Source organism: Paenibacillus sp. LjRoot153 (genome assembly GCF_964253085.1).
Classification (GTDB): domain Bacteria; phylum Bacillota; class Bacilli; order Paenibacillales; family NBRC-103111; genus Paenibacillus_E.
On record NZ_CAXUQH020000001.1, the window covers coordinates 1045711 to 1072077 of the forward strand.

Genomic DNA, 26367 nt, shown 5'->3' on the forward strand with positions numbered 1-26367 from the left:
TGCTGATATATATAGTCTAAATGAAACTGGTACAGCAGAAAGTAGAGTTGCGAGTAGAAGCCACAGCATTAAAATACTAGGAGTATTATTGAATGGACTTACTTTATCCTTAAGATCATTGAAAGCAGTTATGGATGTGAAAAAGTCAAAAATTTGGAGTGGAATGTCATATTATTGGAGCCCGCCGGGGGGAATCCATCGACTATAATGAAAAAGCTTATTAGAAAGCGCTTTCTTTTATGAAGCAATACTAATTTTTGGGGGGGAGAGGGAAATTGATCAAGTACTTACGGCAGTTATGCGCATTTATCCTCATCATAGCACTTGTATGCAGCGCTATTCCAGGAGGTAAAGCGAATGCTTTGGAGAAAAATGAGGAGCCAGGATTGTTGGCTTGGTACAAGCTGGATTCGCCATATGAACTTAACGGCACTAACGTGGCAGAGGATTCCTCCGGCAAAGGTCATCATTCCATCAGTACAATCGGCACTTGGGCTGAGGATGGCGGTGTATACGGCGGGGCCTTATCGTTTAATGGCGTCAGCGATCTGATTCAGCTGAATGTGGGGTCGACTCCAGCAGGATCGTACCTGAAAGATGCCTTCACTGAGCATTCCGCTTCGTTATGGTTTAAAGCCAACGATACGCAAAAGCTGCAGGTGCTGTACGAACGCGGAGGCAATGCGTCTGGTATGGCGATTCAACTGAACGTGAACAAGCTGGAGGCCGCTGTAGTGAGTGGTGGTGTGCGGGGCACCTTGTCTGTTGGTTTTACAGATACCACTTCTTGGCACCATGTGATGGTTACTTTCAACAACGGCGCGTTCACGTTGTATCTGGATGGAAAGGTCGCTGCAACGACGACTACATCGTTTAATAAAGTGAACAGCGCACTTAACGAAGCTGCCATCGGTGCCAAATTTGCAGTCTATGCATTCGGTGGAGATGACAAGACTGGGGCTTGGTTCAATGGGATGATCGATAATGTGCGTTTGTACGACAGAGCGGTTACACCTTCGATTGAAGTGACCGGGGTAAGCTTGGGTAAGACGCAGTTGACCACGACGGTCGGTGAATCGGTATATCTTACCGCTTCTCCCCAGCCATCGTTTGCGACGAATCGCAATGTCACCTGGACTTCCAGCGATGAATCCGTCGTGACGGTCGCCGTTTATGGTTCAGCACAAGCGGCTATCGAAAGTAAAAAAGCGGGCAGTGCGACCGTTACCGTGACAACGGAGGATGGAAATTATACGGCTGCAAGCGTAGTAACCGTCCTTCCGGCGCGGATCTCCATGCCCCTCGACGATCTAGTGCCCTTAGGGGCTTGGTACAAGCTAGATGGGCCTTTCAGCCAAAACGGCAAGAATGTTGCAGAGGATTCCTCCGGCAAAGGGCATCATTCCTTCAGCGCTATCGGCGATTGGCTGCCTGACGGAGGTGTCGATGGAGGAGCCTTCTCATTCAATGGATCAACGAGTATCGTTCAACTCAATACGACGAATGTTACCTTCTTGCGGGATGAGTTTTCTGCATTCACCGCCGCCATGTGGTTCAAGCCGAAAGATTTGAACACCAGACAGGTATTGTTCGAGCGCGGAGGGAATGGGGCTGGGCTTGCAATCCAAATTAACGGAGGGAAGCTCGAAGCTGCTGTTGTGAATAACAAGCCTGAGGTCAAGCGGGTCATTCTTTCCACAGAACTGACTGGCGCGGATGTGTGGCATCACGTCGCTGTCTCTTTCGGTAACAGCACGTTCAAGCTGTTCCTTGACGGACAATTGGCCAAAGATACGGGAACACCTTTTGATAAAGTCTCCGCAGCAGCTAACGAGGGGGCGCTCGGCGCAAGATTCGCTGTTGATGCTTTCGAGGGACCAGCGACAGGAGCTTACTTCAAAGGGATTATCGACGATGTCCGATTATACAATGCTGCCGTCGAACCCATTGTAGGCGCGGTCCCTGCACAAAGCGTCCTCCTGGATCGGAATGCGGTCACGCTTGCGAAGGGACTTACGCAGGAGCTTGCTGCAACGATTATCCCGAAGCATGCGACGAATCAGAATGTCATCTGGACCTCCAGCGACGAATCCGTTGCTACGGTTACGCCAAGTGGGGGTCTGAAGGCAGTCGTGCAAGGGATATCGGTAGGAACGGCCACAATCACCGTGAAGACTTTCGATGGGGAATATACGGCAACAAGTGTCGTGACCGTCGAGCAGATCCCAGTTGAGGGGGTAAGCCTTACGCCTGCGGACTTGGAGCTGGTCGTGGGAACGACGCAGGTCGTAACACCGACCTTTATCCCGGCGAATGCGTCAAATCAAATGGTAAGCTGGGCTTCCGACAATCCGTCTATCGCAGTGGTTAACGAATCGGGTGTCGTTACGGCGCTAAAGCCGGGAACAGCGACGATCACCGTAACGACTGAGGACGAAGGTCGGATGGCGTCTGCGGTTGTTACAGTCAAGGGTATATCGATCGGAGGGATTTCTCTGAATCATCTCAAAATCACGCTAGCCGTGGACCGCACGTATTTGTTATCGGCAGCGATTTTGCCTAAGAACGCATCAAATCTTAACGTAAGCTGGTCATCCTCCGATCCATCTGTGGCAACAGTCGATGCGAGCGGCAGGGTGACGGGAGTGAGATCAGGTATCGCGACGATTATAGCTAGGAGCGAGGACGGAGGCTTAACGGCGAGCAGCGAGGTTACTGTCAGTACGTTCGCTCTCGATCAAGTCGATAACATGTTCCGTGTCGATTCAGGTTCAGAGCAAGGAAAGAAGGCGACCCTCTACGACGGAACGATCGAGAAGTATAATGGCTACTATTATGCGATGGGAACCGGTACATTAGGTTATGTGTATCGTTCGAAGGACATGATTCATTGGGAAAGCCCCTATATGCTCATTTCGAACGATCCGAGCAAGGCTCCCCCGGTTGTGAACCCAGATGATTACAAGGAATTAGGGGCATCCGATTTGTTCTATCATAACGGGGTGATGTTCTACATCTTCAATGGCACCACGTTGCTCTACGGGGATCCGAGCACAATGAACACGGCGCCCGATTTCCGTAACAGCCTCTGGGATAAGAAATTTGACCTGGGGATTGACCCGCAGCTGTTCGTCGCGCACAACGGAGATTTGGTCTTCCAGCGCAAGGTAAATCCGGATGAAGCAGATCCGAATACCGGGGCGGCAAAGCCAGGGCTCGCAGGAGCATGGATTTGGAACGTAAATTCGTTCTTCGACGAGAAGGGTAATCCGGGCCGTAGTGAGGCGCTCGAGACGGTTACCACACAGATGGGCCACTGGGCCAATTTGAACTTCTTCAATTTTGAGGGAGCGGAGCTATCCTACCATAACGGCAAGTATTACATGATGTATGTTGGGAATCAGATGTTCCCAGAAACTGGTCTATACGAAACAGGAGTGGCGCAAGCCGACAACTATAATGAATTTACGAACGATTCCAAATATCCAGGTAAGCTGCTCGCCCGCAATATTGAGGGGTTACTCCTGAAATACAAAGTAATTCTGCCGACGGCTGAGCACGGTGGTCAGCCGTATCAATACACCTTCCAGGCGCCCCAGTCGGGTTGGAACAGTATAGGCTCCGATACGAACGGCTGGGTGAGCGGGGAAGGCGGCTTCGGCTGGCCGGAAGAGAACCGGACGAAAATTCCGAGCATTTACAACGATGGAAAAAAGGCGGCAGCCGAGATTTGGGCGAATCCGAACGGTCCAGCTTCTATGTGGGCCAAACGTTCCTTTAATCTGGATACGGTGCCTGAGACGACGGCCTTGCGCTATCGTTTGCAAGGCTATGGGAAGCTATATGTGAACGGTGTAGAGCTTATCACGTTAAACGGTCAGCAACGAGCTTACAAGATGGTCGAGATTCCTGCTAATCTGCTGAAGGTCGGGGAAAACGTGATCGCCGTGGAAATCAGCAAAGACGGCGGCCCTGCATTGAGTTTTTATCATCTAGATTTCGGTCTATACGATACGAACGGTCATCCAATCGAACCCGACATTGTCGGACCGTCTCAACCGAATGTCATTAAAGGGCCGAACGGATTTGAAGACTGGGTCACCTATAAGGCATTTTGGAACAGTAATGAAGGGCAAGGAAAAGATCGCATCTACTTCTGGGACCAGGAGATGGTTGTCGACGGACCGACCTCTTATGAGTCTGAAGGAATTCATCCAGATGCCTGGACACCGACGTTCCAAGATCGGTTCGATACGGAAGCGAATCTTCAACATTACGATATCCCAGAAACGGATGTATCTGTTGACAATGAAGCTTTGTACTTTAACGCGCCTGGCGATTCGAAACAGGTGCTGCTGAACGGATACAAAGCGGAAAACCTCTTTATGGAGACGAATCTTCGATTCGATGACAAAGATTTCGGAGAAGAGGGGCAGGCAGGTATTGTCGCATGGCATCAGGATGAGAACAACTACGTGAATCTATTGATTGACCGCAATGACCGGAAGCTCGTCATTCAGTCGCGCATCGACGGGGTTCCAGGAAGCTCGGTAACAGATTTGCCGTCGACGTTCTCGTACCTGCATGATGATCCGCGTGCTGTGGACTTCGCGGAGTCCTATCACACGCTCAGGATATACAAGAACGGCCCCAAAATATTCGCGGAGTTGGATCACTACACCCTTAACGATGATCGTCCGGTGTTCGAGCATGAGGCGATAGCGACTCCAGGGAAAATCGGCTTGATTAGCAACAAGGCGAAGGTACGGATGGATAACGTGACCGTGACGACAGGTTGGAGCGAATACGGCACGTACATCAACGGTTGGGATGAAGCATGGTCGGTTTCGGAGAAAGGCTTGCAGTCCCCTGCGGCTGTGAATGCGCTCACGGTCAAGGGTGATCGGATGCTCGAGCATGAATTTTCGGTGAATGTGAATACGGGAGCCTTGCCAGACACTGGTAAAGCAGGCGTCATTCTCGCGTATATCGACGACCAAAACTACGTGACGGCAAGTACGAATTACGCCACGAACGAATTCGAGCTGCGCAAGGTCGTGGATGGTCAAGAGGAGATCATAGCCGTGGCATCCACAGCCAGAGATACGATCTATGGGCACAGCAATTACAAAGAGAGCGGTCAGCGCGAGTATGAGTATGATCTGCGCGGTGAAGCGAAGATCTCGGCGGCCAAAATGCTGTGGTCCAAGGGTCCGTTCTCTTACGTAAACAAGAATTTCGAGCTTCCCCAGTCGAACTCGGCGGATTTCAAGTTCGATAGCTGGAATGACGGATGGAATGCGGTACCATTCACGTATCAAGACAAGGGAAAAGGCGATTATCATATCGCTGACTTTATGGAAAATGTGAAAACCAGTCAGCTTCGATTGAGCGTTCCTTCGGACTTGAATCGTCCGTTCTCTTTCGCCCTTCGGGAAGAGATCAGTGCGCAAAATTTCTATAAGATTGTTCGATCGAAGGGGAAAATCTATGTATGGGTGAACAACAATCTGATCTTTGATGCCGTGGATCCTTTCGAAAATAGACCCGCTCAGGCAGGCCTTTATTCAGATGGAATCCAGGCGACATACAACGCCTTTACTGGCTTCGACGTATCGGGACAACTTCCCGCGAGCGACGACGGTAGCGCTTCCCTGGCTGTGAAAGCGGAGGTGGCTGGCCAAGCTGGCAGCAACGGATGGTACGTTTCGGATGTACATGTCACTTTGCGTCCGGAAGGCGAAGGCTTGGATCATGTCAACATGTACTACAGCTTGGATGCGGGAGATACATGGCACGAGTACAGCGACCCGATCGCGATTTCCGCCGAGGGTATCAGTGAGCTCCGCTATTACGCCGACGATGGAGCCGGGAATACAACGGAGACCGCAACGTTGACCATCAGCATCGATAAGACCGCGCCGGTCATCACGTTAAATGGACTGTCCAACGTGACCGTGCCATTCGGCGGCGCTTATAGCGAGCAAGGCGCAACGGCAACCGATAATATCGGTCCTGTAGGCGAGATTACTGTCATAGGTGAAGTTAATACCAACACGGCAGGCACTTATACGCTGCAATACAATGTTTCCGACCAAGCAGGGAATGCTGCTGCGGAAACGGTACGCAAGGTGACGGTCGCGGTGCAAGGGAATTCATCCGAAAGTGAGGGGTCTGCCAACGAAGGCAATCAATCGGTGGAAACCCCTGCCGGAGAAAGTACTGCGCCGGCCTCCGGGAGCAAGGAACAGCAAACGGATGTGAGCCCGGAAGCAAGCAAGCAGTTGGAGTTGGAGGGCGGAGTAAAGATTCAAGTTCCTGCGGGCGCCGTGTCTTCGAAGGGGACGATTCATATCGCGGTCGTCGAACCAGGCCAGATTCCCGCGAATGGCGATCTTCAATCGGTCAGCCGGATTTTCGAACTGTCCAGTACGACGGGCGATCGGTTTTCAAAACCGCTTGAGCTTTCATTCGTCTACGAAGCCAAGCAATTAAAGCCGGGGAACCAACCGGCCGTGTACTATTATCACGAAAGCCAGAAACGTTGGATATTCATCGGCGGAACCGTAAATGAAGGCGGAACGATCAAGGTGAATGTCGATCATTTCACGAAGTTCGCTGTCTTCTCCAATGAACAGGCAGAGATGAAGGACATGGCGAATCATTGGGCAGCAAGCTACGTTCGTCGCCTCGCAGGGATGAATGTCGCAGCCGGATACCCGGACGGAAGGTTCCGACCGGACGCAACCGTAACGAGGTCCGAATTCGCTAAGATGCTGGTTTCGGCCTTAGGTCTTGAAGCAGCTTCCCGCGACACGAACTTCTCGGATGAAGCGGATATCCCGTCTTGGGCGAAGCCGCACATCGTGGCCGCAGTGGAAGCGGGCCTGATTCAAGGTTACGAGGAAGCCGGCACGACTAGCTTCAAAGGCGAGCTCACCGTGACGCGGGCGGAAGCAGCCGTGATGACGGCAAGAGCTTTGCAGATTTACGGAAACGGTACCGCCGGCTTGATGAGCAAAGCACCGAGCCTGAAAGACGCCTCGGACATTCCGTCCTGGGCGAAACCATCGATCGATAAGGCTCTATCTGCGGGCATCCTGAATGGTTACGAGGATGGCGCTTTCCGCGCGGGCCAAACAACGACGAGAGGCGAAGCAGCCGCTATGATTTACAAGTTGCTGGCCGCGTTGGGAATATAACTTTAAGCACCACACATAGAGACCATTTCCACTAAGGAGATGGTCTCTAGTTTTTAGAATACACATTGAAGATTAATTCCGGTGAACCATACCATAAGTGGAGACGAAAAATTTTCTTGGGGAAGTGACCTAACAATACGACTAGCCAGAATAGTTTGATGTGAATGAAGAAAACAACACTTAGTGTGGTATACACTCGTGTTGCTCCCGTGCTTTAATATCCAAATTATTATTTCATACATGTTGTTGTTAGATTGAGTTTATGTGCAGCAAAATTCTTCCGCGTCCATGTCTAGCTTCGCTTCTCTCAAGTGCTTTATTCGCTTGGTTTAGCGGGAATACGGAATCGATCGCTGCTTTAATCGTACCGTCGGCAATTAATTCCGTTAAGGTTTTCAGATTCGCGTATGTTGGGAATTTGGTGTTAAATTTAGCTGTAACGCCATGCTTTTGAGCGTTCTCTTGAGATGGATTCTGTGTCAAAGAGACGAGAATTCCCCCCTTCTTCAGAACGGACCATGATCGATTCTCGGTGTCGCCTCCAATGGAATCGATGACCAGATCCACTTCTTTGACGACGTCTTCGAAAGCCGTCATGGTATAATCGATGACTTGATCCGCACCCAAAGACTTGACGAAGTCCATGTTAGAGGTTGAAGCCGTAGCAATCACGGTCGCTCCCTTCCACTTGGCCAGCTGAACGGCAAACTGTCCAACGCCGCCTGCTGCAGCATGAATGAGAACGGTTTGGCCAGACCGGAGTTCACCTTCAGTGAACAACGCTTTCCAAGCCGTTTCGGCTCCTGCTTTAATCGTTGCTGCATCTTCAAAGGTGAGAATATCGGGCATCTTAACTAATTCCTGGACTTTCGCAATGCCATATTCTGAGTAGGCTCCTCTAATACTACCAAAAATGCGGTCACCGGGCTTGAAATCAGTTACACCTTGCCCTACCTCTTCGACAACTCCGGAAGCGTAAAATCCAGGAATGTAGGGGAGGGTTACAGGGAAAACTTCTTGAAGCCAACCGTTACGGATCTTATAGTCTAGCGGAATGATCGTAGCATATACGATGCGAACGAGCACTTCATCCGTTTGCTGTTGGGGGCGTTCAACTGTTTCTACTTTTAAGACATTTGGACCACCATATTCATTGACCAGAATGGCTTGCATCGACTTATTAGACATGCGTATCTCTCCTTTATCACTCATCATTTTCAAAAAATTACTGTTAGTTTTCTAAAGAAGCGGCTATTTTTTGTGCCAGAGCTACAAACTGTATTTTTTCTTCGTCATTGAGAACTTTCGTTGTGATCTCTTCCAGCTTGCTCCAAGCCTGAATCACTCTGGGTTCAACTTCACGCCCTGTTTGAGTGAGCGATACAATAGTTACGCGTTTATCTTCCAGGGAACGGCTGCAGGTGACCAGCCCTGCATCTTCCAAACGACGAACGGATTTAGCTATTGTCGAGTGATCAAGGCGCAGCGACCTTGAAAGTCTATTCTGTGATTGGCTGTCTTGGTACCACAACTGCATCAGTACCAGTTCCTGCCCTGGGTATAGGCCTGCTTCTCGAAGCAGCTGTCCTGCATTTCTATGATGTGAACGAGCCATGCTGAATATAGAGAAACTTACAGGGAAATGCGTTACCGAACTGATTTCATTTTCAATGGCTTCGTTATTGATGTTTTTCTTCAATAGTTTCATCCTTCCTTTATTGTGTGGTCGGCAACATATTAGATTAAACAAAAGATATCATTTAAATATGTTGCCGTCAACATAAATAAAAAACATCTGGAAAATGGAGGGGATTTTATGACAATAGGATCTCAAAACGATATCGATGCCCACGGAATACCGGGAAATCGAAAAATCGAATTATTCAACTCATCATTAATGCGTCTCTGTCGATACACAAACAATACGATGATGAAAGTAATCTCTTCACTTAAGCAGGGAGTAAAAATGAACGAAATCGGAAGGATTATTGAAATCGAGGCTAGAAAAGGCGGCTTTGCGGCACAACATGAGCACACCATAATCAACCCATCATCGTGACGGTAGCTTAGGATATCTGAACAAAAGTGGGGGATTACGCTAACAGGAACTATGTAACCAAGCGATATCAAGACGTAGGAAAAAGGTGATTTTCCACCTGAGAACTCCTACCAGTTAAATTTACTAGAAAATATTAATTTACCGTTCCCCGTAGGTAGGTCATATACGCCATAAATAGCAATAATAGGTGGGGTTTCGATATAAGTTTTTGATAAGGTGGAATAAACTTTGACAGCAATTGCGTCTCCAGCTGCTAAAGCGTCCTCTTTCGTTTCCCAATAACTGATGGCTCCAAACTCTTTAGTTATATCTTCTCCCAAAAACGTAATACCTTTAAATCCCTTTAACGATCGATGGACCATGTGAGTTTTCTCAGCCCATTGCTCTGCGAACGATAAAGGGGCATCAGGTCTTAATCTAAACATACTTAATCTAGCGTACAATGGGGATCTCCACCTTCAAACAGTCATTATTAAAATTTGGTTGAAGTAACTGGCAGATTAGTTGAAACATCCCAGTATGACTTCGATGGTATGTTTTCCATGAATAAGAGAGCAACATTTCAATATTCACCTTATGTTATAAATATCGTGTACGTATTAGATACAAGAGGTGATTTAAATCATGACTAGATTGAAGGGTAAAGTTGCTTTGGTTACGGGCGCAAGCCGGGGGATTGGTCGTGCCATTGCGACACGTTTAGCGCATGAAGGTTCATTAGTAGCTGTTCATTATGGCACGAACCGAGAAGCTGCAGAAGAAGTAGTACATGATATTGAGCAGAAGGGAGGGACTGCATTCACGATTGGTATGAAACTCGGTTCTTCAGAAAGCATACAAACACTTTATAAGACATTGGATGAATTGTTGAAAGAACGTACAGGTGACACTCACTTCGATATACTAGTGAACAACGCAGGGATCGCCCTAGTAGCACCAATTGAGGATACTACGGAAGAGGCATACGATGAAATCATGAAAATCAATGTGAAAATGCCGTTTTTCCTGACTCAACAAGCTTTGCCACGTTTACGAGACGAAGGTCGAATTATTAACTTGTCATCCTCTGTAACAAGAATTTCCCTGCCTGCCATTCCTGCATACAGTATGACTAAGGGGGCAATCAACACACTAACGCTCGCTTTATCCAACCAACTTGGTCCACGTGGAATTACGATCAATGCCATCCAACCTGGATTCGTTGCCACTGATATGAATGCCGCAATGCTGCAAGATCCTGCCTCACAAAAATTTGGTGCTGATTTTTCTATCTTTGGAAGATGGGGGCAACCAGAAGATGTCGCGGATATTGCTGCTTTTCTAGCTTCTTCTGACAGTCGCTGGGTAACCGGGCAATTGATCGATGCCAGTGGGGGATCTCATTTGTAAAGTTATCCGGAACTAGGATTGCTCTTTTTAAGTTCTAAGTATAACCTGGCCACTTCCTGAGGCTGGATCTTTAATGTTGAATGGGAAGGTAAGTACGTGGGGCAGACCTGCGATGCGGTCTGTTTTCCATTGAACAATTGGAAAACGATACTTAAAAGGGATCATGGCTGCCGCGCAGTCGATGATCTCTTTTTTACTAATAATTAGGAAAGTTAATAGTTTATTTTCTTTTTGATTAAAACAGATTATGAAATTGAACAATTGGATGTTGATTATCGGCGGTTTAACGGTAATACTACATGTTGTGCGCCTGTACCTTCAACACTACAGACTATGTGATATAATTATCCCAGTTGTTTGTGGAGATTGGGGTGACTTGAGTGATATAAATCCAGTTGAAGGGGCTTGTCAACAGGAACAAGGAAACTGAGCATACAAATAGGAGATACTATATGGAACTTTACACATCATTTTTATTGCTGAGCCTCACTTCATTCTTTACACTCATTAATCCACTTGCCATCATGCCAATTTTTATGTCGATGACAGCCGACCTTGAATCACAAATGAAAGTTCATACTGCTCGTAAAGCAGTAGTTGTTTCATTTTTTCTATTACTCATTTTTTCAACCACTGGTGAATGGTTATTTCACTTTTTCAACATTTCAATTAACAGTTTAAAGATTGTCGGAGGGATCATTTTCATTTTAATGGGACAGGATATGCTTCAGGCACGACTTGTTCGTACAAAGGTTGATAAAGCGGATGTTGATACATATGTAAATGATATTTCAATTACACCACTGGCTATTCCAATGATTTGTGGTCCTGGTGCTATTACTAATGGAATAGTTCTGATGGAATCTACAACAAATTTTATGGAGAAAATTTTATTAATACTTGTGATTGCTTTTGTACTCATACTTACATACATTATTCTTGCTAACTCAGCTACTATATATCGATTTATTGGGCCAACAGGCAATAATGTGCTTATGCGTTTAATGGGATTAATTGTTATGGTGATTGCTATAGAGTTCATGGTAAGTGGAATTACGCCGATTATCCAGCAAATTCTTAATAAATGAGAAACCAGGTGCCTTGTTCAATGAGACAGAAGGCACCTGGTTTCTTTGTTTTTGTACTTAGGGCGAATCGGAAGTAAAGCCGATATTTGTCTAATGGGCTGCCGACTATAATTGATCGACAGCCTTCTCAGCTAACGGGAAACGTTAGTTTAATCACAATACAACGGCAGCCGGCACACGATTTGAATCTATACTAGATCGCTATATCAATGGGGGACGATTAATTTTCGAGCTGCCTAACATCAAAGGAAGCTCTTGATCACTGAACGGGAAATAAACTTAATTGAAAACAAGTTATTGACAGTTATCTTAAAATCATATATCTTTAAATTGAGATAAATTATTTTAAGATATTATTTAGACGACTTCAAGGAGGTAATGAGAATGATTCCAATTTTGAACCGTATTAATGAACTGAGCAGAATTGAGCGCAGTTCAGGTCTATCTGATACTGAGAAAGCGGAACAAGCAGCGCTTCGGACGCAGTATTTACAGATTTTACGCGGGCAACTATTAACAACGCTTCTGAACGTGTCTGTTATGGATGAATTTGGGAACGATGTTACGCCTAAAAGGCTTATCGATAAAAGAGCAGCTAATGATCAATAGTTTTTGTCATATATCTTAAATTTAAGAATATGTAAATTAAGACAGTTTCGCCGGTTGGCAACCAGCCAGGTTAATATCCGTGGCACCTAAACTAATGTTTTCCCACGCATAGTAAGGAAAGTATTGTTGATTATATGAGAATGAATTCTGGAGGTTGGCTGATGTCAAAAAGAATAGGGATTATTGTAGGAAGTTTGAGGGAAAGCTCTTTTAATCAAATGATTGCGAATTCGATTCCAGAACTTGTAGATTCCGCGGAATATGAATACATATCGATTGCTAATCTTCCCCTCTATAACGCGGATTTGGATCATGAAGAAGGGCCAGATCCAGTTAAGCATTATCGCGAGGCGATTCAAAAGACGGATGGCATTCTCATTGTTAGCCCGGAGTACAACTCAGGTATACCGGGAGTACTAAAAAATGCACTGGACTGGGCATCGACACCTACCAAAACAGCCGTTTTAATTCATAAGCCTGCAGGTGTGATAGGCGCAACACCTGGCGCAAAAGGGACGATTCTTTCGCAGCAGCAAATCAGGCAAACGTTGGATGCCACCCAGTCCTATGTGATGCCGGCTCAAAAAATGTATATTTCTCAAATCACGGACAAGATTGATTCAAATACTCGTAAGCTCACGGATGATACGACTCGCAAATATTTGCAACGTTATGTTCAATCATTTTTGCAATGGATTAACCAGGTAGAACGGCTTAATGAGTAGTAAGGATAATAACTAATCTAATATATATGGAGGCTATTATGGGTAAAATTGCGCTTTTTGGATTTGGACGTATCGGAAGACAGCTCCTTCGGGCGGCGTTGCAACAAAATTTGTTTGTCCCCTTTTCCATCTCGGATATTAAAGACGAAGCAACACTTGCCGCACTTTTTGAAGTGGATACAAATTACAAGCGTTGGCATGAGAAAGTATCTGCTCAAAAAGGCGCAATCGTAATCGGCGACCGGGAGATTCGTTATTTGAATTCGGCCGCTGAATTGCCGAAATGGGGTGAATTAGGCGTTGAATTGGTCATTGATTGTACCGGACGAGCCGTTACGCGATCAGTAGCTGAACTGCATTTGGAGCGAGGCGCCAAAAGGGTGCTTGTCAGCGGTCCGAGCAAAACCTTAGAAGATTGCGACGCAGTACTTCTTAAAGGAATTAACTTAGAAAGCTTCGATCCGGAAAAGCATAAAATAATTAGTATGGCGAGTTGCACGACCAATGCGCTTGCACCGGTAGTCAAATTGGTCAGAGAAAACTATGGCATTCAATACGGTTTATTCTCCACGGTACACTCGTATACGAACACGCAATCGTTGACGGATCAGCCGATGAAGGACCGCAGGGATTCATGGGCAGCTGCCGAGAACATCATTCCGTCATCTTCAGGTGCAGCCAAAGCTCTGAAATTCATTTGGAATGACCTGCAAATCACAGGCAAAGCTTATCGGATTCCGACCCGTACCGGGAGCATCGCAGAACTTAATTTGATAACGGAAAAACGATGCACCGTTCAAGAGATTAACGATATGTTTCGAGAAGCTGCGAGAGAAGGCGAATTAAAGGGCGTTCTTGATGTTTTGGAAGGGGAATGGGCCTCGTCCCGTATCGTAGCTGATCCCCATTCTTCGATTATTGATTTGCCTTTAACCCAAGTACAAGGTGAACTATTGTCTGTCGCTACTTGGTACGACAACGAATGGGGTTATGCTTCACGGTTGGCTGAGGTAGCCTCTTATCTTGTTGCAAAATCATAAGTTAGACGATTGATATTGAATTGGATGCATCTTTGAACGTATGAGCGAAGCCAAAGGCGACAGCCAATACATTCTAAGATGCATCTTTTCTCGTCATACAGGGTCGTGGATACGGCGGAGCTCTTGTTTCCTTTCTAGTAAATTATCGGGTGACAAGAACATTGCGTTAACGGGCAGATTAGCATCAAAGTATTATCCTAATTATGGTAATATAATGGTAGCTGGATGAAGATATGAAACGAGGTAACTCTCATGAAGAAAAAACGTAAAGTCTGTCTATATGGCTTGGAACAGCTTGCACTTATTATAAAATCTGAGTCTGGAGTTTTTTACTTTAATCAAGTTGGTGGTTATTCATGTTTGCAACCTTCAGTAGAAGGAATACTTACAATACTTGATGATGACACAAAGCAACTATTGAAAAACCTGTCTAATTATTGCTTGAATAAAACAAAGTTAACGATAGAAGATGCAAACTTTTTAGATGATTTACTTCGGAATAATAGAACAGGGGAGTTTTTGTCAATAGATAGAGAAAGACTGAACGACTCAATGGAAGCGTGGCTAAATGTGATTATTGATAATGAAACTATGGATAAAGCATTTCTTAATGGATTTGATGAAGACGAAGGAATATTGACTTGGAGTAATAGTGATTAGGTCGGCAAACACTGAACTAACGGGTAACGATTGTTCAATAAAAAAGCGACAGTCAAGGACTATTTTCACGTCCATGGCTGCCGCTGATCTAAATAATATGGTCAGTCTAAGACTTATTTAACGAATTGTGACGCGAAAAACCGCGTGGTTTCAATGTATCCAGTCTAAAACTTTATTTTCCCACAACGCGGTACTTTTTAATCTACTTATAGAGATAACGATTGGATAGCTCTTGAAATGCGATCCGGTGGAACTTTTTCTTATCAAGCATCAATTTCTGAGCCATTTGCTTGTAGATTCGCTTATACCGAGGGTTCGGAGAGCTGTCCGCCGCCTGTTCCAAAGCGAGTGCCATCATGGTTAGCTCCTGACCGTCGAAGGCGTCTATCACATTTTTGTATATCAGTTTTTTCGCCAGCTCGCGGTACATTCTGGACTGAAATCGACTCTCCGTCTTCTTTGACCATTGCACCAAAACGTTCATAATAATCAGTTTGTCGTTTAACGTTAGCTTGATCTTGGCTTTTGTGCAGCGCATCTAAGATACACTCCTTTGTTCTCGATTGGCTGAAGCAATTATCGAGAGCAGGAGCGACAGGAGGACGTAGCGGCGGAGCATGTGACCAATTTAAGTAATGTCGGGTCCGGCAATGCCATGACATTCGGCTACACTGTATCATAGCATCGGCTGTATCAATCAGCACCGCTTTGCAATTACTTCCGGAATACGAAGGCTTCGCTTTGCCATCTTTGATACTAGCAGCCAAAGGCAACAGCGAGCCTACAGCTGATGCAGACGGAGGCAGCGTAGGTTCCGATGACGGTATAGTCGGGATCGTTTCTCTTTCCGGAAATTGGTTTGTTTTTGCAGACATAAATTTATTCGACGAATTCGCGATTGCCGATTGGTGACCTTTTTCCTTGGATAAAGGCGGCGTAGGCTTCGGGATTGATTGAATTTCAGCGGTGTATGAACCTCCCGCAGTCTCCAAACGGCTTGCAACAGGCAATGAGGGGGCATTCGATGGTGCTATGCCCGAAGGACCAGCTTTCAGGGTCGGCGATTTATCCGCAGAGGCGCTCTCAGCGGGCGAAATAGCCAAGTCCAACACCGGCTGCACACCTACCGCTTCCGCGACCGGTTGCACAACTTTGTCCGTCAGCTCCCCAGCCGCTTCCGCGATAGGCTTCAGTGGGTCCGTCACCGCTTCTGCGACCGGCTGCACAACTTTGTCCGTCAGCTCCCCAGCCGCTTCCGCGATAGGCTTCGGCGGGTCCGTCACCGCTTCTGCGACCGCTTGCACAACTTTGTCCGTCAGCTCCCCAGCCGCTTCCGCGACCGGTTGCACAACTTTGTCCGTCAGCTCCTCAGCCGCTTTCGCGATAGGCTTCAGTGGGTCCGTCACCACTTCTGCTATCGGTTGCACAACTTTGTCCGTCAGCTCCCCAGCCGCTTCCGCGATAGGCTTCAGCGGGTCCGTCACCGCTTCTGCGACCGGTTGCACAACTTTGTCCGTCAGCTCCTCAGCCGCTTTCGCGATAGGCTTCAGTGGGTCCGTCACCGCTTCTGCGACCGGCTGCACAACTTTGTCCGTCAGCTCCCCAGTCGCTTCCGCGATAGGCTTCAGTGGGTCCGTCACCGCTTCCGCTATCGGTAGAGCGATTTTATTCAATGGCTCAATGGAACCCAAGGCCCCCGTAGCATGAGCTAAATGGATTCCTACCAAAAAAGGCAATGCAAGCAAGATCAATGTGATGACGAGGCCTTTCAAAAGCTTTCACCTCTCTTTGCAGTTAAGGCGAACCTCTTATGGAAACATTCGCCATTTATCCACAAGTATCCTGTAAAATGCATCCAAATTGAGTCTTTCGATCTAAAAGTAGCACTTTTGTGCTATCAGTCATAGCCACTCACCCGTAAACGGGTCGACCAGCTCTTTCATCGTTAACCGACGAGCTGGGGGTTTCAACGTAACTGAAGAGGAAAAGCAATTATGCACGCCTCTTTCCCGAGGGTGCTTGAAATAAGCATGTTTAAGCAGCTTATTCACCACGGCTCCTAACAAAACTACAATCCATTCGACTAACTGAAGCAAATTACATCGACGTGAAGATGGACTTTGTGTATGAGATACACCATAATCAAAAATTGGATTCCATTGACTAACGAGTAGTATCGGTTTGTCTGGGACAAATTTTATAAAGATTTCAAATTTTGCCCCAGTGTTTATAGTAAAGATTGACCTTCTTTTATTTTACGTGCTCCTTATATCACTTACGGAATTACCAATTATTCAGAAGATGACTTAGATGACTTAGAGAAGAAGTGTGTAATATTTTTTCCTAAATCAAGAGTTCAAGTGGGGGTATTTAGGTCATCCATGAGAACAAACAATTACTATTTTTGGAGCAGAGCTAATAAAACAGTTTAATATCAATAGACCTAATTTATTTGGTACAGTTATACGAAGTAGTCAGTAGGAATTGAACTAACGGAGAACGTTAGTTCGATAACAACAAGAGAAGGCAGTCGACCTTATGATCGGTTGCCTTTTCTCAACTACCATGAAAATTGAATATCTGGCAGTCGAATAAAATGAACACGAGAGCTGCCCAAGAACATAAGTGAGCCGCACTATAATGTAGGCGTCACTGGCTATGATGTGTATCAAGACAGCAACCCGACCCAGTTCGCTATATCATCGCGTACAGCTTCAATCGCAATCGGGTCTCTTTATAGCGACAAGGCCAACACCTCGAAGAGGAGCAAACGCAGGATGAAAAAGCCTAATATTTTACTCATTACGAGTGATCAGCAGCATTGGGATACCCTAGGCACGTTTAATAAGGAGATTAAGACTCCTAATTTAGATCGGCTCACTGAAGAAGGAACAACCTTCACGCGAGCGTATTGTCCGAATCCAACCTGTACCCCCTCTAGATCTTCAATCATTACAGGGATGTATCCGAGTCAACATGGCGCTTGGTCGCTGGGCACGAAGCTGCCGGAAAGCGTACATATAGTTGGTCAAGATTTTCAAGAAGCGGGCTACAGATCAGCGTTGATCGGGAAAGCTCATTTTCAACCGCTGAAGTCAACCGAGGCCTATACGTCTCTTGAGGCTTATCCCGTTTTGCAGGACCTGATGTTTTGGAAAAGATTTCAGGATGAATTTTACGGATTCGAGCACGTCGAATTGACTAGAAATCATACGAACCAAGCCCATGTGGGTCAGCATTATGCGCTCTGGCTTGAAGCGAAGGGTTGCAGCGAGTGGCGTGATTATTTTGCCGCGCCTACAGGTCGGATGGATAGCTCGATTAAACACACATGGCCAATTCCAGAGGAGTTTCACTACGATGCTTGGATTGCGGAGAGAACAAACGCAATGCTGGAGCAGTACAGCCAGAACGAGGAGAATTTCTTTCTTTGGGCTAGTTTTTTTGACCCTCATCCGCCTTATTTGGTGCCAGAACCATGGGATAAGATGTACGACCCTGATGCGCTGACCATCCCAGGTATCGTAGAAGGGGAGCACCAGCATAATCCGCCTCATTTTAAAATGACACAAGAAGAATCGCCGGATTTCTCCGCCTACCGAGAGTCCGGTTATAACATGCATGGTTTTTCCTCGCATCTTCATACGAAGGAGCAAATGAAACAAAACGTAGCTACCTACTACGGGATGATTAGCTTAATGGACAAATATATCGGACAAATTCTCGATGGCTTGGACCGCCTTGGGCTAGCCGAGAATACTATTGTCGTCTTTACGTCCGATCATGGCCATTTTTTCGGTCAGCATGGGCTGAAGACCAAGGGAGCTTTTCATTACGAAGATCTCATTAAAATTCCGTTCATCGTGCGCTACCCAGGCGAGGTTCCTGCCGGTGTTACGTCTGAAGCGATGCAGTCTTTAGTGGATTTGGCGCCAACCCTTTTGAGCCTAGCTGATCTGCCCGTTCCCCGAGCGATGACGGGTATAGATCAATCCAGCGTTTGGACGGGAGAGAAGCCGATGGCTAGAGATCATATTCTATGTGAGAATCATCATGAAGCCACGACCATTCATTTGAAAACGTACGTCAATGAGCGGTATAAGCTCACGGTTTACTACAATCAAAGCTATGGTGAGTTATTTGATTTGCAGGAAGACCCACAGGAGATCTGCAATTTGTGGCATGTACCCGAATACAGCGCGTTAAAAGCAGAGCTCATGCAACAATTCATTTGGGCCCAGTTAGGTATTGAACCGATGTGGATGCCAAGAATCAGCAATGCCTAATGGACAGACAAGGAGCGTTGTGCCGATGAGAAAACCGAATATCTTGATTTTTATGACGGATCAACAGCAGGCGCAGGTCATTGACGAGACCCATCCCTGCCGGATGCCGCATGTGGAGCAGTTTGCTCGTGAGGGGCTTACGTTTGACCGCACCTACACGACGATGGCGCATTGCTGCCCGTCGCGAGCTTCTTTTTTTACTGGACTCTATCCGTCCGAACACGGCATACATAACAATGTTAGCACTGCGACCGCTATTCAGAAGGAGCTTAATCCCGGCGTGGAAACGTTCGGAGAGAAGCTTCGAGATGCGGGATATTCGATGCATTTTTCGGGGAAATGGCACATTTCCGCAGCAGAGAATCCCGCTGACCGGGGCTGGGATGAACTGAAAGTGAATGCTGGCAAGGACGTTTTCATGGGGGCTACGATTGATACGTGGCGTAGTAAGGACGTGAACGTGAAGAAGCACGCCGGGCGGCAACCGGGGGAGTTACTGCGGCCGGGCTGGGATGAATTCGTGCTCTATGGGACGAATGAGAAGAGCTATGAAGAGACGGACGATTATGAGGTGGTGACGAAGGCGAAGGAGCGGTTGGCGGAACTTGCTAGAGCAGAACAGCCGTGGTGCATGTACGTAGGTGTGCTTGGTCCTCATGATCCGTTCATCGTCCCGAGCAAGTATGCGAGTATGTATGACCCGAATGAGGTTGAACTGCCCCCGAATTATTACGATTCGCTCCAGACCAAACCGCGCATATACCAGCGGATGAGGCAGGTGTGGAGCCAGTTGCCGGAGCGCGAGGTGAAGGAATCCATCGCCCATTACTGGGGTTACTGTACAATGGTTGACGATCTCTTCGGCGAAGTGCTGGAAACGTTGGAGCGTACGGGGCAAGCCGATAACACGCTGGTTGTATTTCTCTCCGATCATGGGGAGAGCGGAGGTGCTCACGGCATATATCTGAAAGGGATTAGCCCGTACGAGGAAACCTACCGTATCCCTTGCGTGATACGTTGGCCTGAAGGGATCGAAGAGCCCGGCCGTCATGTCCATTCGCTAGTCAGCATCATGGATTTCGCGCCAACGTTCCTGGAAGTTGCGCTTGCGGGCACACTGAACAGAGGTGGATCGGGGCTTAGCCTACTTCCTTGGCTGAGAAATGAAGAAGTAAAGGCCGAAAATTGGCGTGGCGCCGTCTTCAATCAATGCAATGGTGTTGAGATTCTTTACACACAGCGGATGGTCCGAACCGACCGGTATAAATTTGTTTATAATCCATGTGATTTTGATGAACTTTACGACCTACAGGAGGATCCTTACGAAATGGTCAACTTAGCCGACGATCCGGAACTCAAACCGCTAGTAGCGAAACTGTATCGGAAAATGTGGTGCGAGGCAGCAGCAAACGGCGACCGTATTTTCAATCAGTATCCGTCCATTGCGATGGCGGAAGTGGGGCCAGCGCTGGCCATTGGCATGGGTGTGGAGGATGAATAGCAGTTTTCAGTTAACCCCAACTCCTAGTCAGAAGCATTTCTTTTTTACCGAAAGCTATTCTAATCATGATTTTACTTTTATTGGTGACTGCTTGTTTAAATAACATAACCCCAGAGTCTGCAAAAAAAGACGGTGTAGTCGTTTCAGGAGTATGGGGTCGTCGGAAATATTGATAAATTTGATAATTTTGTTTCTAACGTTAAGTTGGAAAATCATCTGAAGTTAGAATTAAAAGGTTTACAAAAGAAGGAGATCCAATTTTAATCTTACCTAGCACGGAGATGTTATTAATATTATTAAAGACTCATCCAAAGATAAATTTGGTGATAATGATTTAAGTTTAACTTGTAAAAGAGTTGTTGAAACCAGGCGGAAAAGGGTATAAGTTACGAGGTTAAAGAAGTGTAACAGTCAATCTTTCGTTGTAATTCTCTTAATGATGGACAACTACGGTGATCTACATGATCTTTCATTACTTACCGAGAAGATTTCAAGGATTACTATGAACAGAACTGGGAAGAAACACGATATTTTGCCTGGTATAGGTAGATACATAACGGTTCAGTTTTATTTTCGATTTAGACCATGGAGGATATATCCGCCTTCTTTCCTTAGAGGAGATACCGGAAGTTCATAGCAAAATTTATTGATCATCCAACTGATTTATATCATATTGCAACCATTAATGGGAATTTAATCCTTATTGATTTCTTAGTGGACGAGAAAAACTATATTAATTTTTTGCGTAGAAAAGAAAAAGTACGATAAAAGACAAGTTCTATCCAAAGAACCACTCCATTGGCAGGAGTGGTTTTGTCTTTATATGCTGATATATATGGTCAAAATGGACTTTGTGCTTAGATACATTACGGTGAACCGTATCACAGAGAGAAGCTCGGTCATTCAACTACCATGAAAGAACGGATGAACTTTCATTCTCTGTGGTGCCGCGCTTGTGCGGCATGGATGGCTAACGGGACGATATTAAATATAAAGGGTTCCACATATTATACATGACTAATATGCGGAACCCTTTATTATAACTGAAATTTATGAATTTAGGTCTTGATAAACTGTGAAAATAAATTTCTAGACTGCCTCCAGCTCCTTAAGCTAACGTGCAGAATAGCTGAAAAATAAAAAAAAAGGCTGCTGACACCAAGATTTCAGTGCACTTTCAACGAGAGAGGTAAAAGTTGTTGACAGAATACCCAATCGGATAAAAACCATGCTCATACCATGAATCATAAGAGTTTAAGGAGGGAGTCACGAAATGAAAATCATTCGAAAAATTTGTGGGAAATGCCCCATTCCCGTTAATCTGACATTAAAACAACGTCTCACCCAGCAAATCGGATTTGGTTCAGATCCTGTTTTTACAACTACAAATGGAAGGTCAATTAACGGAGTCATTCGAAAAGTGGGAAACAAAGCCTTTGCACTAAGGGAACTGGATACTAATCGGCTAAGGATAATTCCGTTCACAAGATTGGCTGATTACAGATTTGAAATAACAACAGGAGTTCCGCCGATAAAAAATGTCGCGGTTATTCATGCGAAACAAGCGAGCTTTCTTGCTTTTAACGTAAAAAAGGGAAAAGACTATGTTGAATTTGTTCAAGTTTTTGTGGAACATGAACAACAAACAATTACCATTTTTAATCACATTATCCCTTTAAGTCAAATTGGAAGCATCGAATGCTTACGATTGAAAAGGCGATAACTATGGACGAAAAAACACTTATTTTATATAGTTTGTTATAGTCTTATTACATGGGAAGTGATTGTTAAGGAACACATTGTGGTACATTATGCTAACGGATAAATATAGTTGAGGAGCATGGTTCGAGACTGCTCCTTTTTCGTTTGCTGAACTAATGGGCAGGGAAAATGTGCTATTCTAATGAATAAGTAATGTATAGATAATCCCTGGCATTTTCAGATAAAGAGGAAAAATCATGAAATTGACGCTATTGCCTAAAATCTTATTTAAATTAAAGGAGAATAGCACATGAAAAAAATATTATTATTAATGTTACTATTATCTTTCAGTTATAACTTTGCAAATACATTAGGCTATGCTCAAGAAGCTCAAGAAATTAGTGTGTATTACAATGACAGATTGATAAAGTTTGATAATCACCCTTTTATTAATGAAGGCAGTACCTTTGTACAGTTTCGTCCTCTTTTTGAGCAATTTAATTATGAAATAAGTTGGGATGATACTACAAATACGATAACCGCTAGGAATGCGAACACTAAAATAGAAATGACTGTTGGAAGTGATCAAGTAAGAGTCAATGAAGAAGTAAAAACTTTTGATAATTCAATTAAACTAATAGATGGGAATGCATTTGTTCCACTTAGATTTGTCTCAGAAACATCTGGTGCTTACGTCTATTGGGACAATGAACAAAAGATTATAAAACTTGTTACCGATACATATTTGGATGAGATAGCAATAATAAACACGATAGAAGAATACATGGAGAGAGATACTTTTCTAATGACTGCTTTGCGGATTTCAAAAGGAACTGGCATTAAAAGAAACGAGACTCTCATTAAAAAGATAATAGTAGATAAAGAGAATAATTTGGGTGAAATTGTATTTGATACGGGTTTTGAGATAAGTGCCACTTATAAAGAAGGAAAGAATATTGTAATTAAGCCTCAAAAGGAAATATTAATTGAGTTTAATTATAAGCTAGTGAAGAATGAGAATGAGTGGGGGCTTTTCAGATTTGGAGATATGAAGTTTAAGGTTATACAGGAGAGTGAGATAAAGGGGGATTAATCGAAGAAGGAGCAATAGCGTCTTACATCGTATTAATGCTTCGGGGTTAACACACCTTGGTCTGCCAGAAGTTTTTCGAGGAGTCGTATCAGGAAGACAACTCCTGCGAAAGCCCCCCTGGCTCTAACGCGCCTTAAGCACCTCTCGGGTAGAAATCAATTGTTGCGCAAGAAACGTTATTCGAAAAGCCGCATGGAATAAAGACACCCAGTCTAATACTTTATTTTCTGCTGACACCAGAAAGCAAGCAGAACTGAAAACAGTAAAGGAGCAGCCGTAGCTGCTCCTTTGAATTGTTCATGAAAATTCTTACATACGAAATGATAATGACCACAAATTGGAGTAGTTTCTACCATAAGCTATATACACATTGGTAGTCGTGTTGCCCCATTCGGGTTCATTGCCATACCGGGAAAGACGAAGTTATCATCGGAGAAATGTTATCGGCACATTCGGCTCAAATGGCCATCGAATCGTTGTCACTCCCCAATTTGGGGCTGCACTCACTTCAACTGTCCGTCAACGCCTACCGCTGAACCGTTTGATCGCTTCCTCGGTCACCGGCGCGAAGAGGTTAACCAGATTGCCGTCGGGATCGCGAAACAGCACAGCACGGTTCCCCCACGGCATCGTGGTTGGTTCCTTTACCCACTCGTCGACAAACGGCTTCAAGCGCTCGTATTCGGCGTCGACATCGTGGACGCGAAACTCGATGATGACAGTGTGATTTTCGGCCGCCACTGCGGAACCAGCGCCGAACAGTTGCACCGTCTGGGAGTGGCCGATCGCCAGGGTGCACGATGGCACAACGAGTTCGGCAAAGACGGGCGCGGGGCGTTCCGCCGAAACACCCATGACTTTCTCATAAAACTTGACGAGACGATCCACGTCGTCGGTAATGATGCGTACAGAAGCAAAATTCACGAGATACCATCCTTCCTATAATAAATGATACAATACCGTATCATTTCATTTTGGGCTAGAATACTTCGCATTTATCTCCCACTCCTTTATGTTTACTTACTCCGATTATAAAAAAACGCTACTGACAACAGTGTGTCAGTAGCGTTTTAACATTTTTGGGGCTTACTCCCGAATTCGATTTCGGAATGCGTCAGTACACGATATGGATGTTGCTGCGTTCCCCAATCTCAACCTTGGTGTAGCTGTTCAGAAAGTCCATGTCGGTAGATTGGAAGGAATATGGAAACATAACAGCGAAGAACTGTAAGTAACTGCATAAAAAGGAGGTTTTTATGGATTATGGATCATAAAAAAAATTTACTTTACGGAGTATTAGCTGGTGTAATTCTTCTGTTTTTAAATAATTCGATTGCATTTCATACAATACAAAATCTTTTCGATAGCATGCCAATCGCATATATTACAGTGAGATGCATACTCTATATTTTATCTTTTATTGGTATTTTAACAGTGGCTTTTTTCTCGATAGAATTGATAATAGAAGTACAGAAATTCAGAAAGCAAAGATGACCTTTAATTTGTTCAACAAACGGAGAACGATAGCTCAATAACCCACATTACGAGGCTGCCGCGAGAACGACGGGCAGCCTTACTGTGCTTACGGGCAGGAATCTTGAACAAATAAATGAAAAGCATGGTAAGGCAATTTAGGGGGTGAATCATGAAAAAAAAAGTTTTTAGTGTAGTTCTTATTTTTATCGTTTCAGGAATTATGTTTGCACCATGGGTAACTGTAAGCTTTGCGGAACAAAGAGCTATAAACGCGTTTGAGGGACAATGGAAAAACGTATCGGATGGATGTGGCTTCAATTGCAAAGATTGTGGTGTTAAAACCTCAGAAAAAGTTCTGTTCGGTCGGAAAGTGGTTATAGAGTATGCATGTGGATTGTTACCTGCTGATTCTCCTGAACTTCATCACAAGAAAGAACTGTTTGTATCATTTTTAGGAACTGTTAATTGAACTACCCTGAAAGTAGTCAAGCAAGAATCTAATTTTCATTTTTTGTGGTGCCTATTGAGGGGCATGGATGGCTAACTGAGAACTCTAGCTTAATAACAACATGAAGAGGCAGCCGGTCCACAAAATAATAACATAAGTCCAAGCGATTATATTAACCAATTCATACACTGTTACTATCTTGTGATTAAGAGGGTGATAGGGATGGGATTTATATTTAATCGAAATGTTAGAGTTACTTTTTTCTCGGGTTTTAACTTTACTGGAAGAAGTTTAACATTTAGAAGAGGCGTGGCAGTTTCAAATTTGGGATTATTCGGTTTTAACAATATCATCTCCAGTTTCCGGCTAAGAAATGTTGTATTTCCTAATCAAGTTACATTAATACTGTTTTCAGGGCGTAATTTTACAGGGAATTTTCGAATTTTCCGTGGTAGCCAGAACATTGCAGACTTACGAGCTTTTAACTTTAACAATGTAACCTCGTCGTTTATTCTGGTTGGATTCCGGATAAATACTACTCAGATACGTACCATTCAACGCACAGGCAAAATGCCAAGCGACATTTCCGTATTATAGGCTAAAAGGACGCTGAAAAGCGCCCTTTTTTTCTTGAGATTTTTCTTGAATGAAATGTAGGTTAGACTGAAAATAGAGTTGTAAGAATTACAGAATTAATAGAAATAAAATAGTGCTCTGCTTATGGAGGATATCAAAATGTGATTACAGTTACAGCACTTGTACTGACTAGAGAACAGAAGGGCTTTGGATATATTTTTGGAAGGAAAATTATAACGGAGATAAGCACATCAATGGTTCTATTTCATTATATAATATTTGGAAAAATAAGAGGTGAACGTTATGTTTGAACGTATTACAGATTACGACTTTAGAATTTACTCTGAAGATAAAGAATCTTATATAACATTCACTCTTGAGCAATATTTACATAATAGTATGCTTAGTTTATCTGAGTTCTAAAATCCCGTACTGGGTACAATCTTGATTCAGAAGAATAAAATTTTAAGAAAAATTTTATAAATACCCCACTTTTTTATTAAACAGTTTTTCT

At 44.8% G+C, this 26367-nt stretch carries 18 protein-coding genes; 13 read left to right on the plus strand and 5 right to left on the minus strand.

The features are described 5' to 3' along the window. Positions 1 to 275 precede the first annotated feature (275 nt). Positions 276 to 7202: an Ig-like domain-containing protein gene (locus tag ACSQ8P_RS04765; RefSeq protein WP_436234124.1), complete on the plus strand. Its 6927-nt coding sequence runs from the start codon at positions 276 to 278 to the stop codon at positions 7200 to 7202. 249 nt (positions 7203 to 7451) lie between these two features. On the opposite strand, the gene ACSQ8P_RS04770 is transcribed toward ACSQ8P_RS04765, so the two are convergent. Then, a complete protein-coding gene (locus ACSQ8P_RS04770; RefSeq protein WP_436234125.1) occupies positions 7452 to 8390 on the minus strand; it encodes an NADP-dependent oxidoreductase in 939 nt (312 codons plus the stop codon). 43 nt (positions 8391 to 8433) lie between these two features. After that, on the minus strand, positions 8434 to 8901 hold the full coding sequence (locus ACSQ8P_RS04775; RefSeq protein ID WP_436234126.1) for a MarR family winged helix-turn-helix transcriptional regulator: 468 nt from the start codon (positions 8899 to 8901) through the stop codon (positions 8434 to 8436). A 117-nt stretch (positions 8902 to 9018) separates the two neighbouring features. Between ACSQ8P_RS04775 and ACSQ8P_RS04780 the strand changes: the two genes are divergently transcribed. After that, positions 9019 to 9261 (plus strand): hypothetical protein, encoded by a 243-nt coding sequence (locus ACSQ8P_RS04780; RefSeq protein ID WP_436234127.1) that lies wholly within the window; start codon positions 9019 to 9021, stop codon positions 9259 to 9261. Between the two features lie 107 nt (positions 9262 to 9368). Here the strand turns inward: ACSQ8P_RS04780 and ACSQ8P_RS04785 are convergent, their stop codons facing one another. Beyond that, on the minus strand, positions 9369 to 9704 hold the full coding sequence (locus tag ACSQ8P_RS04785; protein ID WP_436234128.1) for a hypothetical protein: 336 nt from the start codon (positions 9702 to 9704) through the stop codon (positions 9369 to 9371). 181 nt (positions 9705 to 9885) lie between these two features. Here ACSQ8P_RS04785 and ACSQ8P_RS04790 point away from each other — a divergent pair, with 181 nt between their 5' ends. The 6 genes from ACSQ8P_RS04790 to ACSQ8P_RS04815 all read left to right on the plus strand — a co-directional run bounded on the left by ACSQ8P_RS04790 (position 9886) and on the right by ACSQ8P_RS04815 (position 14772). Next, positions 9886 to 10650, plus strand: a complete 765-nt coding sequence (locus tag ACSQ8P_RS04790) for an SDR family oxidoreductase (protein WP_436234129.1) — start codon at positions 9886 to 9888, stop codon at positions 10648 to 10650. A 452-nt stretch (positions 10651 to 11102) separates the two neighbouring features. After that, on the plus strand, positions 11103 to 11738 hold the full coding sequence (locus tag ACSQ8P_RS04795) for a MarC family protein (protein WP_436234130.1): 636 nt from the start codon (positions 11103 to 11105) through the stop codon (positions 11736 to 11738). A gap of 384 nt (positions 11739 to 12122) precedes the next feature. After that, on the plus strand, positions 12123 to 12347 hold the full coding sequence (locus ACSQ8P_RS04800) for a DUF896 domain-containing protein (protein ID WP_436234131.1): 225 nt from the start codon (positions 12123 to 12125) through the stop codon (positions 12345 to 12347). 161 nt (positions 12348 to 12508) lie between these two features. Further along, positions 12509 to 13072: an NADPH-dependent FMN reductase gene (locus ACSQ8P_RS04805; RefSeq protein ID WP_436234132.1), complete on the plus strand. Its 564-nt coding sequence runs from the start codon at positions 12509 to 12511 to the stop codon at positions 13070 to 13072. A gap of 38 nt (positions 13073 to 13110) precedes the next feature. Further along, the gene (locus ACSQ8P_RS04810) at positions 13111 to 14112 is read left to right on the plus strand and encodes a type I glyceraldehyde-3-phosphate dehydrogenase (protein WP_436234133.1); all 1002 of its coding nucleotides are present in this window, start codon (positions 13111 to 13113) and stop codon (positions 14110 to 14112) included. A 252-nt stretch (positions 14113 to 14364) separates the two neighbouring features. Then, entirely contained in the window at positions 14365 to 14772 is a 408-nt protein-coding gene (locus ACSQ8P_RS04815) for a DUF6210 family protein (protein ID WP_436234134.1), read from the plus strand. Between the two features lie 302 nt (positions 14773 to 15074). Here ACSQ8P_RS04815 and ACSQ8P_RS04820 read toward each other — a convergent pair whose 3' ends face one another. Continuing rightward, on the minus strand, positions 15075 to 16523 hold the full coding sequence (locus ACSQ8P_RS04820; RefSeq protein ID WP_436234135.1) for a hypothetical protein: 1449 nt from the start codon (positions 16521 to 16523) through the stop codon (positions 15075 to 15077). A 1026-nt stretch (positions 16524 to 17549) separates the two neighbouring features. Here ACSQ8P_RS04820 and ACSQ8P_RS04825 point away from each other — a divergent pair. From ACSQ8P_RS04825 to ACSQ8P_RS04840, 4 genes are all read left to right on the plus strand, one after another. After that, a complete protein-coding gene (locus tag ACSQ8P_RS04825) occupies positions 17550 to 19058 on the plus strand; it encodes a sulfatase family protein (protein ID WP_436234136.1) in 1509 nt (502 codons plus the stop codon). A gap of 25 nt (positions 19059 to 19083) precedes the next feature. Then, entirely contained in the window at positions 19084 to 20559 is a 1476-nt protein-coding gene (locus tag ACSQ8P_RS04830; protein WP_436234137.1) for a sulfatase-like hydrolase/transferase, read from the plus strand. A 1273-nt stretch (positions 20560 to 21832) separates the two neighbouring features. After that, the gene (locus ACSQ8P_RS04835) at positions 21833 to 22282 is read left to right on the plus strand and encodes a hypothetical protein (protein ID WP_436234138.1); all 450 of its coding nucleotides are present in this window, start codon (positions 21833 to 21835) and stop codon (positions 22280 to 22282) included. Positions 22283 to 22570: 288 nt separating this feature from the next. Then, positions 22571 to 23353: a copper amine oxidase N-terminal domain-containing protein gene (locus tag ACSQ8P_RS04840; RefSeq protein ID WP_436234139.1), complete on the plus strand. Its 783-nt coding sequence runs from the start codon at positions 22571 to 22573 to the stop codon at positions 23351 to 23353. Between the two features lie 519 nt (positions 23354 to 23872). Here ACSQ8P_RS04840 and ACSQ8P_RS04845 read toward each other — a convergent pair. Next, complete coding sequence (locus ACSQ8P_RS04845; protein WP_436234140.1) at positions 23873 to 24277, minus strand: VOC family protein; 405 nt, start codon at positions 24275 to 24277, stop codon at positions 23873 to 23875. Positions 24278 to 24998: 721 nt separating this feature from the next. Here ACSQ8P_RS04845 and ACSQ8P_RS04850 point away from each other — a divergent pair. After that, the gene (locus ACSQ8P_RS04850; RefSeq protein ID WP_436234141.1) at positions 24999 to 25298 is read left to right on the plus strand and encodes a hypothetical protein; all 300 of its coding nucleotides are present in this window, start codon (positions 24999 to 25001) and stop codon (positions 25296 to 25298) included. Positions 25299 to 26367: the final 1069 nt, after the last annotated feature.